We start from the raw sequence: 13,658 nt of genomic DNA on the forward strand, positions 1-13,658 counted from the left end.
TCCTCCTCAAATGTCATAGATTTGATTAGACATCTTTTTAAAAAACATATAGGAAAGTTATATATAGTTGAAAACTCCTTATAGTTTGATAAAAACATTGTCTGTCAAAGCTGAAGCATTCGGAGGAATTTGTCTATGAATTCGCTGCTCAAGGCAATCAGCGAAAAGGACGTGTGCAGGCAGCCTGACCATTTCTATTTTAACATCTTTTAAATATTCTGAAAATAAGTAAGTGAAAAATATGTCGAATTGTTATTCCTGCATAATTATAACCCTATGTGGAATGATAAACACGAACAAAACTTCTTTCGTGTTGGAGGGATTATTTATGCAGCAGCAAAATATGGGAACTGAGTATGGGCAAGGAATCATGCAGCAGCCTCCTCAAATCATATCTTCAAAGGATTCTTTATATTTAACTGATATGCTTTCATGGAACTTACTGGCTATGAAAAAAGCCCATTTCTATGCTACACAATGCCAAGATCAAGAAATAAAGGCAGCTATGGAACGGTGCGGACAAATGCATCAGCAGCATTATGAGCGAATCCTTGGTCATTTGAATCAGCAAAATCAACAATCTACTGGCATGCAGCAGTAATTGGGAGGAATTATGATGAATCAGAATCAGCAAAAAGTACAAAATCCAGAGACACAAATTCCTAAAACTCCGCAAATGAATGATCGTGATTTCACAAGTGACTTACTTACAATGGAAAAATACATGACAGATTCTTATAGCACTTTCTTAAATGAAGCAAGCCACCAAGCTCTTTATCAGGATGTATTAAACATTTTTACTGACACACAGAATGAACAGCGTAATCTCTATAACTTAATGTTTCAAAAAGGATGGTACAAGCTTGAAGCAGCAGAACCTCAAAAGCTGCAGCAATCTTACCAGCAATTCCAAGGATACTCCAGCCAATTTCCTTATGGAAATGGCGGAAACACACTACAGTAAATCCCTTTCAGCCGTATCATTGGTGGTACGGCTTTTTTTATTGGCTGGAATTATGGTCTGTATGATCAGACAGATTCTGAGTGCTGAATATTATTCTGACCTGTAGATATATTTTTTTAGTTTGTTCTCTGGGGATTTCTCCTTTACCTTATTCCTTGCTTCCCTTATGTTCCTCGTTTAGCTGTTTTATTTCTTCAATGACATTTTTAATCGATTCCTTGCCATCCGGGTAAGTTGCATTCCAATGTTTAACAAGAGGCGGCATTGATTTTGCTATAAAGGAATACAGGATCCAAGCTTTCACTTTGTTTTGATTTTCTAAACTTGTATCGCCAATTAACAATTCTGTATATTTTTCAAGTAACCCATCTAATTGTTCTATCAACTGTTCTTCCAACATTATAACCCCCTAAATGATTCTGATAATCATTTTCATTTATTGGTTGACACCTGGTTATTCTTATATTATGATATACCCATAAATGAAAATGATTTTCATTTACAGTGTAATTGAAGCTGTATGGCTCGTCAACAGCTTCAATAGACAGACAACTATTACACCATGTTTGCAACTCCCTTACCCCCCTCTTTCGTAAAGGAGTTTCATATCAAAAAGAAATCCGTTGGATAGCGGATTTCTTTTTTTCTGCTTATATCCTTCCTTTCGCACCTTCCTTTTTCATTCATGCCTATCTGAACTATTTAAAAAATCATTCATAAGTTTTCCAGTTTCGGTAAGAATAAACCTATGCCAAAACATATGGTGATCATTGATGAAAGATTGGTTCAAAAAACATTTCTCTAAAAATCAGGATAAGAAAAACTGGGAAACATCGCTGCGCAAGTCTGCCGATTTTAAAAAAAATTATTATATTAATCAAAAGAATGGAATGAAGTTTTGTTTTGTATTTATGACTTCATTAGTAGATGAACAGATCATTCAACAAAATGCCCTCCCTTCACTATTAGAAGATAAATTTAATACGGTTCAGGATATAAAAGAAATTGTTCCAGTAGCAGATATTGAAATCAGTGATGACTTCTCACAAATTGAACAAAAGCTTTTTAATGGCTATGTCATGGTTATGACGGAAAGACAGCCAGATTGCTTTGCCTTCATAGCAGCTCAAAAAGAGATTGTCCGGAGCCTCACTCAACCTGAAATTGAATTCTCAGTTATCGGTCCAAAAGAAGCATTTGTTGAGTCATTGGGGCAAAACTTAAACTTAATTCGCAAACGGCTTCCCATAAAAGAATTAATATGTGAAGAGGTTACACTTGGAAGTATGTCGAAAACACGTGTTGCCATTTTGTATGTGGACGGTCTTACAAATGTCGATAACGTTAATACGGTAAGGCAGCGGCTTCAAGACGTGGAAATGGATGTAATAGTTGATAGCTCCTATATCGTTCAACTAATTGCCGATAATTCCAATTCTCCTTTTCCTCAAATGCTTGATACAGAAAGACCCGACCGAGTTGCTGCTATTTTAGGAGAGGGAAAAATCGCCATCATCGTGGACGGCTCTCCGCACGTGCTGATTACGCCTACTACTTTGGTCGAATTCTTTTCCGCCTTTGAAGATTATTTTCTTAATTGGGTATTGGCGTCATTTTTCCGGCTAGTAAGGGTTTTTGCTGTCCTTTTCTCAATTCTAGCAACACCTGTTTATGTAGCAGCACTTACATATCATCATGAATTAATTCCGAAAGATTTACTGGCAACGCTGGTTACATCAAGGCGTGAAATTCCGCTGCCGCCTGTTCTTGAAGCACTTTTTCTAGAGCTGACCATTGAATTACTCAGAGAAGCAGGGGCCAGACTGCCGACAAAGGTTGGCCAGACAATTGGTATCGTAGGCGGGATCGTTATTGGAACAGCGTCCGTGGAAGCAGGAATTACAAGTAATGTACTGCTTATTATTGTCGCCTTAGCCGCTCTTGCTTCGTTTACAACACCCGTTTATAAAATAGGCAATACAATTCGAATTTTGCGCTTTCCATTTATATTACTAGCGAGTATATGGGGATTAGTTGGCGTCGTATTTACATTTTGTTTCTTATTAACACACTTGCTTCGCCTTACATCTCTGGGAAGACCATTTTTAGAACCGCTTTTCCCGCCAAGAGCCCGGGATTTCAAAGATGCAGTCATTAGACTTCACTTCAGCAAACTAACAACACGTCCAGGATTCCTAATGACCGAAAAACCAATCCGATTCAGCAAAAACAAAGCAAAACAAATAAAAGATATAGATGAATAGAAAAGCGGAGGGCGCTTGCTCAGGGGCGACAAGCTTAAGGCAAGATGGCCTAAAGGTCGTTCTTTGACCTTTAGGACAGATTGACTTAAGACCTCGAGCCCCTAGCGCCCGGAGCTGGACAATGAAAAGCGGAAGCGGCTCGCCCATTAAGGAACGCAGACTAAAGGCGCCACGTCCTGTGGCAACGTCTGCACTACCCACATCCTGTGGGTCCCAAGCTTAAGGCAAGATGGCATAAAGGTCGTTCTTTGACCTTAGGACAGATTGACTTAAGACCTCGAGCCCCTAGCGCCCGGAGCTGGACAAGTAGAAAAGCGGAGGCGGCTCGCTCAGCCCCGACATGCTTAAGGCGAGTTGGCATAAAGGTTGTTCTTTAACCTTTAGGACAAATCGACTTAAGACCTCGAGGGGCTAGCCGCTGGAGCTGGACAATGAAAAGCGGAAGCGGCTTGCACATGCAAGTTACAGACAGACTATACACTCCATTCCTATGTGACAATTTCAACAAAGAGGTGAAAACAGATGGCAAGTCAGCCAGTTCCAGAAAGGTTGCAAATATCTCCATTTCTTGTTTTTTATTTGGTCATGTCCATGCAGGTTGGAATTGGTGTGCTTGGTTTTCAGAGAATTATTGCTAATTATGCGGGTTATGATGGATGGATATCAATTATTATCGCTGGATTTGTCATTCATGGAGTGATGTGGGCCATATACAAGATAGCTGAGACCGTTGACGGAGATATTGTAACAGCTCATGAATACTTTGCCGGCAGATTTCTGGGACGGATTTTAAGCAGTTTTTTTATCCTTTATTTTATGCTGTATATGCTGACGGTCATGAGAACCTACATTGAAGTCATTCAAACGTGGATTTTTCCTGAGATGGGAACGTTTTGGTATGCTTTAGGATTTTTAATTCTCTGTGTTTATATTGTTTCAGGCGGGTTTCGGACCGTTACCGGAGTAGCCTTCTTTGGACTCGTGCTGCCCGCTTACCTTGTGCTGACATTTGGCTTTACCTTTAAGTTCTCAGATTTCACTTCACTGCTGCCGGTGTGGGACCATTCCATTAAAGATATCGTCATGGGGTCCTATGCTATGTCCTTAACTTATATTGGATTTGAAATTGTATTGTTTATTTATCCCTTTATTAAGAATCCGGGACAGTCGAAAAAATGGGCACATTTAGCTATTTTAACGACGACCCTTCTCTACGTTGTTCTAGCCATAATGACTTTCGGCTATTTTTCTGAAGGACAGCTTCAAAAGAATATATGGGCGACTCTTTCTATTTGGCAAATCACAAGATTTCCATTTGTTGAGCGTTTTGAATACATCGGAATTGCCAACTGGAACTTAATCATCCTGCCCAATATATGCATCTCACTATGGGCTGCCTCCCGAATTTTGAAGAGGCTCTTTCATGTACAGCAAAGAAAAGGAATTTTATTTATAGCTGGAATTATAGTAATACTCTGTTCCCTTTTTCAGACACGCGCTTCCATCAATATACTTAATGACTATACTGGAAAAATAGGTTTCTTCATAAATTTTATTTATTTACCCATGTTACTTGCAGCCGTTAAGATTGCAAAGAAGGTGAAAAAGCAATGAAAATAGTAAGATTGTTCTTCTTTTGTGCTCCTCTGCTTTTTTCAGCAGGCTGTGTCGAACCTGAAATTATCGATGATGTAAACATTATTGTTGGAGCAGGCTTTGACAAGATAGAAGAGGATCGTTTTATTGGCACGTATCTGGTTCAAGATTATCTGCCCGATCAATCCATTCAAAATATTACCTATATATCAGAATCTACTTTAAGAAGAAGTGTCTTGTCAGATGCTCAAAAACAGTCCTCTGAACCGCTCGTAACAGGCGGCATCCGGATTGTCGTTTTTGAGGAGAAGTTCGCGGAAAATGGCATTATTGATTTTATTGATGCTTTTCAGCGAGATGCTACTGTTGGGTCAAGAATTTTTCTGACAACCTCAAGCGGCAGTGCGCAGGAATTGTTAAAAGGGGAGTATGGCTCAAGAGGCAACGGCAATTACTTATATAATTTATTATCACATAATATTAATGACCGTGATATTCCAGAATCAAACCTGCACCTTTTTCTCCATGATTTTTATCAGGAAGGAAAAGATGTTTATTTGCCGCAGCTCCACCAAAAAAGTAAAAAACAAATTGAAATCTCAGGGATGACCATCTTTAAGGATGATTCAGCAGTTGATTTTATTGAAAAGGATGATATGTTTTATTTCAAATTATTAGTAGATAAATACAGCAGCGGCTACTTCAATGTTGATTTATCAAAAGATAATGAAGCATCTGTTCATAGTATTAGCTCAAAGCATCATTTCAAGATAGATGATAATGATCCGGATAAATTGACCATACATATTAATGTTACAGGTATTGTTAAAGAATTTACTGGGGATAAACTTACAAAACAGATTGTGAAGGAAATAGAAAAAGCGGTCAATGATAAGATCGAAAAGGAATGCACCAAACTGGTTCAAAGATTTCAGGAAAAAGACACGGATCCGATTGGTATCGGGAAATACTATCGGACTCAGACGAGAGGTTTTGACCTGAAAAAGTTTAAAGATAATTATGCAAATATCGATATCTCCATAGCAGCAGATGTGACAATTGAAGAAACAGGCGTAATAGATTAAAAAGAGCGGCGTATATGCCGCTCTTTTTAATCTGTATTAGAAAACATATATTTCTTATAATGGTAACGGATCGAGAATATAAGACCCATTGCGAGCATATTGCCCATTAGGGAACTTCCCCCGTAGCTAATGAACGGAAGCGGAATACCTGTGATTGGCAGCACTCCAATGGTCATGCCGATATTTTGAAAGACATGAAAGGTGATCATACTAATGACACCAACACAGATGTACGTATAAAATTTGTTCTTGGTTTCCATGCCGATTTTTGTCAGATGATAAATAAGAAGGAAGAATAAGCTTATAACAACACTTGCTCCAATAAACCCAAATTCTTCTCCAATAATACTAAAAATAAAATCGGTATGACTTTCAGGCAAATAGACTTCTCTCGTACCATAGCCTTTTCCAGTTGTTTCACCTGAACCGATGGCGAGAAGAGAACGTGTCAGCTGGAAGCCTGTCGAACTTTGATAATTATAAGGATCAATCCAGGAATAGATTCTGCCAAATTGATATTCTTTTACACCTAAGTACTTTTCTAATATTTCTGGATGCCAAAGCACAAAGTAAAAGATTGTCCCTACAAGAGTTACACCTGTTCCAAAAATAGGGAGAAGCAGTTTCCACGTAATACCTGAGATAAATATCAAACCAAGCATTATAGCTATAAGAACCAGGGCTGTCCCCAGGTCAGGCTGCATCATGACAAGAAGCAGTGGTGCTGCAGTAATTCCGATAATCTTAATCAGCAGCCAAAGATCTGTTGATATAGTTTTGACGATGTTTTTTTGATGATGGTGCTCAATAATTTTTGCCAGCATCACGATGAGAAAGACTTTTACAAGCTCTGCCGGCTGAATTGAGCCTAAGCCTGGAAGTACATACCATGCCTTAGCACCATTAATAACAGGTGCAATGGAAGCTGGAGCAACTATTAAAAAGCCAAGCAGCGCAAGCCCCAGACCGTATGTATACCAAGAAATTTTTTGCAGTTGATCAGAATCAAGTGTAATCACTGCCGCAATGATGCATGTACCAACGACATACCAGACAATTTGCTTCAGCAGAAAATTTTCTAAATATTGACCTGTTGTCTGTGCGCTGTAAATAGACACACAAGAAACAAGAAATAAAAGCATTAATATAAGAACAAGGCTAAAATCCAGCCTGGAGGGTGTATTTCTATTAGAAGTCATGTTGATTCTCCTTTAAACCAAATACAATCTGCACAATATCATAATCTGTGATTTACTATATAAAATGAACGTCCACATGCAATCATATTTCGTTTGCACTCAATATTTCATTATATTTTTAAAGTGAACAAATCACAACTTCTAAATGTGAATGGTTATATTTTCAATTATGGAAGTGCTCTGTATTTGTAAAATAGTGCTTTTTTATATCCTCTTTCATCCATTCTAGATTATCGGGGATCTGCGGAATTGAAAATCCAACATATAATGGACTTGTCACGAATCGCGGCACAATTTTGGCATATCTCTCTTGCCCTAGTTTATAGAAGAAAAGGTTATAGCTATTACAGTGAAACGGAAAATTCGTAAGGATATAATGTACTGCTGTTTGCACATAACGAGCAAATGGCTCAATATCTTTTCGTTCACCAAGTTTTACATTAAATTCATAAAATCCAATTTTCGGCATAGTCGATAAAGTAAATTCTGTACCTTTATAGCTGTCTATTTCTAAACCAATAAAATCCTCAGCTTTTATATGTAATGTATAATCCACATCTTCAAGACCGATGATTTGCATATGCGGATGGGCAATGCTGCCTCCAGAAAGCGGGCCATGATTCTTGAATAACAAGACAGACTCATATTTCCCTGTTTCCTCCATCTTTATCCAATGATTAATTGCAAAGCGGAATAGACGATATAAATGATCTTTTTGATAGATCGACAGCTCAGAATGGCAATCATCTGTTTCAATTAATACGGTTTGATACGATTTTTGTAAAACAGGATACTTATTTTTTAATAACATAATGGGACCGTCAGTATCAATAATATCGGTTAGAAGCTCTCTTGCACAGAACGGACACATTACATCTTTGTTACGAATGCTATTTGGTTTCTTTACCCCTACTGATGTAAGAAAATGCAGGTGTGTACAAGTCATCATAATCTCTCCCCAATTTCCCTCTGTTTCTTCTATTATAAATTGAAAACTCATTAAGCGGGGATTTGCGGATTGAACGCAGAATAAAAAGCACTAGGATTACCCTTTGTGCTTTTGTTTTGCAGACTTTGCTGCAGTTAGATAAGTTCCTAATTACTTGTATGAAACTGCACTTATGACTGCAGCATATTATTTATGAGCCCTTATGAATTGTCTTCTCCCTGTTCAGTTTGATCAGCATCAGCAGCATTTCCTACCGTAATCGTTTTCTTCGGCATTGTGTGCAAATCTCTTGCTGTTACATGTGATTGAACAGAATAAACGCCATCTTCAGCAAATGCTTTTTGGACTGTATATTTCCCATCGCCTTCTGAGACAGCTTCTATTTCTTCGCTCTGCTCTCTATCTTCTCCCTGCCAAATTTCAAAAACGACTTCATCGGCATCATCGACCGGTTCAGTTCCTTGCATTACCGTAACCGTAAATGATACTTCCTCCCCTAACTCAGCACTTTCCGGAACATCTAAGCTTGCTTCAACAAATACCGGAACCTCTTCGTTATTATTTGAATCATCTCCGTTATTTCCACATCCAGCTAAGACAATTGAAATTAAACCTAAGCTTACTATCCACTTTTTCAACTCATTTCCCTCTTTCTGCTAGTCGGTATGGTTTGAAGATACATTCCAAATGTGAAAAATCCATGAAATTTCTCTAATATTCTTAATTAATTCAGGGATTTATTTATCTGTATTGAAAATTTAAAATCATACTGTCATTCATTTCTTTTCTCTCGATCTTTACTTCTTCAATGAATAAATCCCATAATTCCCTTTGCACCGAAAAGTATACATGTTCAACATGATTCCGTCATCTCGTTAGTTTTGAACGTTCTGTGACAAAATCTATATTTTCACAACATACCTTCACCAAACATAACAAAAGTCACATCTTTGCTTCATTATCCATAGTAATTTTGTTATGTAGTCCGAAAGAGGGGATGATGTTTGCATAATAAGATCTATACACCAGATGAAGTAGCTGCCTTATTAAAGATTTCAAAACATACGGTCTATGAACTCATTAAAAGAGGTGAACTGGCTTCATTTAAAGTTGGCAAGAAAATGAGGATTGAAGAACGGGAACTGAATCGATTAAAAACCGGGACAATGTCAGCACCCGTTAAACAATCGCAATCCATTCAGCTTCGCTTAGCGGGCAGCCATGATTTTTTAGTAGAGTCACTTGTTCAATATGTTTCTAAAGAAGACTTAGACATCAGCATTCAGCCTTCCTATATTGGCAGTCTCGAAGGTTTAATGGAGTTATATAAAGGCCGATGTGATATTGCCGCTGTTCACCTGCTTGATCCAGTTTCTAAAATGTATAACCTCCCTTTTATTCATCAGTTATTTGTTCATGAAAAGATTACTGTTATGCGGCTGGCTGCCCGTGAGCAAGGACTTATTGCCGCAGCAGGAAATCCACAAAACATTGAAGGAATAAAAGACCTGGAGAGAAATGACCTTATATTCGTTAACCGTCAAAAAGGATCTGGCACTCGCTTCTTATTTGATACGATTCTCTCAGAAAAAAAGATAAATCCGCTTGTGATCAATGGTTATGAACATGAGGAATGGACTCATTTATCTGCCGCATCTCATATCAGCAGCGGAAATGCCGATGCCACCTTTGGCATTAAAACAGCAGCAAGCAGACTGAACCTCGACTTCATTCCCGTGGCAGTAGAACAGTTTGATTTGGTTTTTAAGTGGACTCAAAAAAATGCAAACGCTCTGCAGCATATTATGGATGTGCTCGAACTGACCAGCTTTCGAGAACATATAGATGCTCTTGCAGGATATGATGGCAGTCAGTTTGGACGTATTACATATGACAGCAGATAATTGGAGGAATGAACTTGAAACATTCTCGTTTATTATTATTAACTATTCTGACAGCATTACTTTTATTCGCAGCAGGATGCCAAGGCTCACCAGCAGAATCAAATGACAATGTTCAAAGTGCTGAAGAACCCAAAGACTTAATCTTAGCGACCACTACTAGCACACAAGATAGCGGCTTACTTGACGAATTAATCCCCATATTTGAAGAAGAAGAAAACATCAATGTAAAAACAATTGCTGTTGGCACCGGCCAAGCACTTGAAATGGGAACACAAGGTGAAGCAGATGTCCTTTTAGTTCATGCACCTGCAGCCGAACAGGAGATTGTAGACAGCGGGGATGCCATTAATCGTAAACGCGTTATGTACAATGATTTTATAATGATCGGCCCTAAAGAAGACCCAGCTGGAGTTTCAGGACTTCCTGTTCAAGAAGCATTTGTGAAAATTTCTGAAGAAAACGCTGTGTTTATTTCTCGTGGAGATGATTCAGGCACACATAAGAAAGAACTTGGCATTTGGGAAGCGGCGGGTATTACGCCATCTGAAAACAGCGGATATACGGAGACAGGACAAGGAATGGGCGACACTCTGCAAATTGCTGCTGACAGAGGCGGCTATGTATTAACGGACCGTGCTACATTTTTAGCACACCAGGATACACTGGGCTTAAGTATCCTGGTTGAAGGCGATGAAGGTCTATTAAATATTTACCACGTTATGCAAGTAAACCCTGAGAAGCACAACAAAGTATATGCAGAAGGCGCAGAAGCCTTTGGGGATTTTATGGTCAGTGATGAGACACAAAAAGTAATAGAAGAGTTTGGAAAAGACGAATATGGTGAAGCATTATTCTTCAAATATACAGAATAAAGATACAGGCTGGGGAGGATACAGATGGAACTGCTGATAGAGGGTCTAAAACAAGCGTTTAGCATGCTGGCAACAGGTGATATGCAATTAGTAGAAATTACACTGCTCACCCTCCGCGTGTCCTTATCAGCAGTCATCTTCAGCACGATTGTCGGCATTCCGCTCGGAGTAGCGCTTGGCCTCTCATCATTTCGAGGCAGGCGCCTTCTTCTATCCCTCATTAACATTGGGATGGGATTGCCGCCTGTGGTTGCTGGACTGTGGATTACGATGCTGCTGTGGCGAAATGGCCCGCTCGGCTCTTTTTCCTTATTATATAGCCCATTTGCGATAATACTCGCTCAAATACTCGTTTCACTGCCTATTGTTATTGGTTTAACGTCAAGCGCCTTTCAGCAAATAGACAAAAAACTTCTTCTGCAGATTAAAGCGCTTGGTGCTTCTAAAGTACAAATGATTTTTCTCTTAATGAAGGAAACCAAAATTGCCATTATGGCTGTTGTTATGGCGGGCTTTGGCCGTGTGATTGCAGAGGTGGGAGCAGCCATGATGGTAGGCGGCAACATTCTTGGCGAGACAAGAATCTTAACAACGTCCATAGTGATGGAAGTTTCAAAAGGAAATTTTGATGTGGCTCTTGCCCTCTCCTTCATCTTAATGGGGCTAGCTTTTGCGATAACATTCCTGCTTACAATTCTCCAGCAAAGGAAGCAGATACAATGAAAAAAACGATCCTATCTGTTCACAATCTTCTTTTCCAGAGAGCAGCTAAAACCTATCTAGAAGTACAGGATCTTTCCTTATATAAAAGTGAAATTCTCGGCATCATCGGCCCAAACGGTGCCGGAAAAAGTACACTCATTAAACTGATGTCCTTCCTTGAGTCACAGAGCAGCGGAACGATTCAATTTGAAGGAGCACCATATACAGCTGCATCTATACCACTTGCAATCAGAAGAGAACTTGCTGTGGTTATGCAGCAAAGCCTTCTCCTGGATACAACGGCAGCCAAAAACGTCTCCAGCGGCTTAAAATTAAGAAAGATTCCTAGATCTATTATAAAAGAGCGCACCGAGTATTGGCTTGAGCAGCTATCCATTTCTCATCTCGCCAACAGAAATGCCCGCTTTCTTTCAGGCGGCGAAGCACAGCGGGTTAACTTGGCCAGAGCGCTTGTTTTACAGCCAAAAATTTTATTTATGGATGAACCCTTTTCTGCTCTTGACTATCCTTCTAAGGTAAAACTACTAAAAGACTTGAAGCCACTACTGCAAGAAACAGAAACCACAGCCGTATTTGTCAGCCATGATTTAGAAGAGATTAAATTCCTGACAGACCGGCTCGCTGTTTTAATAAATGGCAAACTAGGTCAGATCGGATGCACGGCAGATGTCTTAAACTCCCCCGCAGAAAACACAAAACACTTTTTAAATGGTATGGTCTTAAATTAAGAAGAATGAGTGAAGAAGTATGGATTTTCCAATCTATGCTTTTTTGCTGTTCTGGCTATACATGCAGATTTTTATAATCACACTAACAATAAACCTAAATCAAGCTGATTTACTTTCACATGATCTGCTTCTTTGTTTTAATGAAGTAGACTAATACTTGCAGATAAAAGAAAATAGAAGGAGTGATTTCATGAAAAAGATTGCGATTGTAACAGGAGCTTCAAGGGGTCTCGGTGCAGCGATCTCTCAAAAACTTGCGGAAGAAGGGTATTCGATTATATCGATTTCCCGTTCAGAGAACAGCACACTACACACCATTGCTGCTGACAATGGCCAAAGCTATTATCACTTCCCTTGTAATCTCGCAGACGGTTCGGAAGTGGAAGACACATTTACAAAGGTGTATGAAAAGGTGAACCAGCCTGACACGGAAGAAGTTTTTCTGATCCATAATGCCGGAACAGTTGCGCCCATACATACAGTTGGTCATTTACATCCTCAAACTGTTACTGATAGCACCCAAATCAATCTGATATCTCCTATCATCATGACGAATATGGTGCTTAAAATAACAGATAAAAAAGTGACTATAGCAAATATTACTTCTGGTGCTGCCCAGCGTCCGATTGAAGGCTGGAGTGTGTACTGCAGTACAAAAGCTGCTCTGAATATGTTTACACAAACGGTCGCGCTGGAACAAGAAACCGCTGGCACATCCCATAAGATTTTTGCCTTTAATCCAGGCATTATGGATACAGATATGCAAGGAGAGATCCGCTCCTCCAGCGAAGAACAATTTACTGACATTGCTAAATTTCAAGGTTATAAGGAAGACGGTCTTCTCCGTGCACCGGAAACGGTCGCAAATATTTTTGTCTCCCTTCTTCTAGACACAGAAACCAAGAGTGGAGTCATCTATCAGATTAATGATTTTTTGAACTAAATCACGCTTAGTATTCTCCCTTTTGAAAATTTTCAAAAATTTATGTATAGAATGAAAAAGATTTGCTCATACTATTTGTACAAGTGTAAATCCCCCTTTTAATTGCTTCCATTTTGGGAGCATTTTTTTTTGGAAAAATAGCTGTTTTGCAGCTTTTTAGTGATTTTGATTTCAACTCCAGAATAATTGCTTTTGCAGGTTTTTCGTTTCAATTGAAAGGCATATTGCTAAATCCCCCTGCTTGTATACCCTGGTGTTTTCTGTCAATATTAAGACTTTTTCAATCAATCTAAAGACCATATCGATCATTTCCCGAAATTCCTTAATCATTTCCCAGACACTTTCGATCATTTCACTCCTTTTTTCGATCATTCACTGTATCTTTTTATTACTTTCTCCCTTTCTATTAAAAAACAAAAAACCCCGTTTCC

15 protein-coding genes are annotated in these 13,658 nt (G+C 38.9%); 10 read left to right on the forward strand and 5 right to left on the reverse strand.

Features of this window, described 5'->3' with window-relative positions:
• Positions 1-328 precede the first annotated feature (328 nt).
• Both J1899_RS18930 and J1899_RS18935 read left to right on the forward strand, forming a co-directional pair.
• A complete protein-coding gene (locus J1899_RS18930) occupies positions 329-601 on the forward strand; it encodes a hypothetical protein (protein WP_066442750.1) in 273 nt (90 codons plus the stop codon).
• Between the two features lie 15 nt (positions 602-616).
• The gene (locus J1899_RS18935) at positions 617-964 is read left to right on the forward strand and encodes a spore coat protein (protein WP_066442749.1); all 348 of its coding nucleotides are present in this window, start codon (positions 617-619) and stop codon (positions 962-964) included.
• Positions 965-1,112: 148 nt separating this feature from the next.
• Here J1899_RS18935 and J1899_RS18940 read toward each other — a convergent pair whose 3' ends face one another.
• On the reverse strand, positions 1,113-1,361 hold the full coding sequence (locus J1899_RS18940; RefSeq protein ID WP_214478914.1) for a YusU family protein: 249 nt from the start codon (positions 1,359-1,361) through the stop codon (positions 1,113-1,115).
• Positions 1,362-1,737: 376 nt separating this feature from the next.
• Here J1899_RS18940 and J1899_RS18945 point away from each other — a divergent pair, with 376 nt between their 5' ends.
• The 3 genes from J1899_RS18945 (at position 1,738) to J1899_RS18955 (ending at position 5,909) form a co-directional block, all read left to right on the forward strand.
• Positions 1,738-3,228 (forward strand): spore germination protein, encoded by a 1,491-nt coding sequence (locus tag J1899_RS18945; RefSeq protein ID WP_214475903.1) that lies wholly within the window; start codon positions 1,738-1,740, stop codon positions 3,226-3,228.
• Between the two features lie 522 nt (positions 3,229-3,750).
• Complete coding sequence (locus J1899_RS18950; protein WP_214475905.1) at positions 3,751-4,842, forward strand: GerAB/ArcD/ProY family transporter; 1,092 nt, start codon at positions 3,751-3,753, stop codon at positions 4,840-4,842.
• A complete protein-coding gene (locus J1899_RS18955) occupies positions 4,839-5,909 on the forward strand; it encodes a Ger(x)C family spore germination protein (protein WP_214475908.1) in 1,071 nt (356 codons plus the stop codon). The genes J1899_RS18950 and J1899_RS18955 overlap by 4 nt, the downstream gene beginning before the upstream one ends.
• A 26-nt stretch (positions 5,910-5,935) precedes the next feature.
• On the opposite strand, the gene J1899_RS18960 is transcribed toward J1899_RS18955, so the two are convergent.
• From J1899_RS18960 to J1899_RS18970, 3 genes are all read right to left on the reverse strand, one after another.
• Complete coding sequence (locus J1899_RS18960) at positions 5,936-7,108, reverse strand: FtsW/RodA/SpoVE family cell cycle protein (RefSeq protein WP_214475910.1); 1,173 nt, start codon at positions 7,106-7,108, stop codon at positions 5,936-5,938.
• 163 nt (positions 7,109-7,271) lie between these two features.
• Positions 7,272-8,054 carry a DUF4931 domain-containing protein gene (locus J1899_RS18965; protein WP_214478915.1) on the reverse strand — a complete coding sequence of 261 codons (783 nt, stop codon included), beginning with the start codon at positions 8,052-8,054 and terminating at the stop codon, positions 7,272-7,274.
• 203 nt (positions 8,055-8,257) lie between these two features.
• On the reverse strand, positions 8,258-8,695 hold the full coding sequence (locus tag J1899_RS18970; protein ID WP_214475912.1) for a FixH family protein: 438 nt from the start codon (positions 8,693-8,695) through the stop codon (positions 8,258-8,260).
• Positions 8,696-9,061: 366 nt separating this feature from the next.
• Here J1899_RS18970 and J1899_RS18975 point away from each other — a divergent pair, with 366 nt between their 5' ends.
• The 5 genes from J1899_RS18975 to J1899_RS18995 all read left to right on the forward strand — a co-directional run bounded on the left by J1899_RS18975 (position 9,062) and on the right by J1899_RS18995 (position 13,227).
• On the forward strand, positions 9,062-9,961 hold the full coding sequence (locus J1899_RS18975; protein WP_214475915.1) for a substrate-binding domain-containing protein: 900 nt from the start codon (positions 9,062-9,064) through the stop codon (positions 9,959-9,961).
• Between the two features lie 8 nt (positions 9,962-9,969).
• Positions 9,970-10,833, forward strand: coding sequence for an ABC transporter substrate-binding protein (locus J1899_RS18980; protein ID WP_214475917.1), 864 nt, complete (start codon positions 9,970-9,972; stop codon positions 10,831-10,833).
• A 24-nt stretch (positions 10,834-10,857) separates the two neighbouring features.
• The gene (locus tag J1899_RS18985; protein ID WP_214475919.1) at positions 10,858-11,556 is read left to right on the forward strand and encodes an ABC transporter permease; all 699 of its coding nucleotides are present in this window, start codon (positions 10,858-10,860) and stop codon (positions 11,554-11,556) included.
• Positions 11,553-12,284: an ATP-binding cassette domain-containing protein gene (locus J1899_RS18990; RefSeq protein WP_214475921.1), complete on the forward strand. Its 732-nt coding sequence runs from the start codon at positions 11,553-11,555 to the stop codon at positions 12,282-12,284. The genes J1899_RS18985 and J1899_RS18990 overlap by 4 nt, the downstream gene beginning before the upstream one ends.
• A 190-nt stretch (positions 12,285-12,474) precedes the next feature.
• Positions 12,475-13,227 (forward strand): (S)-benzoin forming benzil reductase, encoded by a 753-nt coding sequence (locus tag J1899_RS18995; RefSeq protein ID WP_214475923.1) that lies wholly within the window; start codon positions 12,475-12,477, stop codon positions 13,225-13,227.
• Positions 13,228-13,398: 171 nt separating this feature from the next.
• On the opposite strand, the gene J1899_RS19000 is transcribed toward J1899_RS18995, so the two are convergent.
• Positions 13,399-13,599 (reverse strand): hypothetical protein, encoded by a 201-nt coding sequence (locus J1899_RS19000; RefSeq protein ID WP_214475925.1) that lies wholly within the window; start codon positions 13,597-13,599, stop codon positions 13,399-13,401.
• Positions 13,600-13,658: the final 59 nt, after the last annotated feature.

The organism is Cytobacillus gottheilii (genome assembly GCF_018582665.1).
Classification (GTDB): domain Bacteria; phylum Bacillota; class Bacilli; order Bacillales; family Cytobacillaceae; genus Cytobacillus; species Cytobacillus gottheilii.

Coding starts and splice junctions, on each gene's coding strand:
- J1899_RS18985 (WP_214475919.1), top strand. CDS start 10,858: ATGGAACTGCTGATAGAGGGTCTAAAACAAGCGTTTAGCATGCTGGCA.
- J1899_RS18955 (WP_214475908.1), top strand. CDS start 4,839: ATGAAAATAGTAAGATTGTTCTTCTTTTGTGCTCCTCTGCTTTTTTCA.
- J1899_RS19000 (WP_214475925.1), bottom strand. CDS start 13,599: ATGATCGAAAAAAGGAGTGAAATGATCGAAAGTGTCTGGGAAATGATT.
- J1899_RS18935 (WP_066442749.1), top strand. CDS start 617: ATGAATCAGAATCAGCAAAAAGTACAAAATCCAGAGACACAAATTCCT.
- J1899_RS18995 (WP_214475923.1), top strand. CDS start 12,475: ATGAAAAAGATTGCGATTGTAACAGGAGCTTCAAGGGGTCTCGGTGCA.
- J1899_RS18930 (WP_066442750.1), top strand. CDS start 329: ATGCAGCAGCAAAATATGGGAACTGAGTATGGGCAAGGAATCATGCAG.
- J1899_RS18980 (WP_214475917.1), top strand. CDS start 9,970: ATGAACTTGAAACATTCTCGTTTATTATTATTAACTATTCTGACAGCA.
- J1899_RS18960 (WP_214475910.1), bottom strand. CDS start 7,108: ATGACTTCTAATAGAAATACACCCTCCAGGCTGGATTTTAGCCTTGTT.
- J1899_RS18990 (WP_214475921.1), top strand. CDS start 11,553: ATGAAAAAAACGATCCTATCTGTTCACAATCTTCTTTTCCAGAGAGCA.
- J1899_RS18965 (WP_214478915.1), bottom strand. CDS start 8,054: ATGACTTGTACACACCTGCATTTTCTTACATCAGTAGGGGTAAAGAAA.
- J1899_RS18950 (WP_214475905.1), top strand. CDS start 3,751: ATGGCAAGTCAGCCAGTTCCAGAAAGGTTGCAAATATCTCCATTTCTT.
- J1899_RS18945 (WP_214475903.1), top strand. CDS start 1,738: ATGAAAGATTGGTTCAAAAAACATTTCTCTAAAAATCAGGATAAGAAA.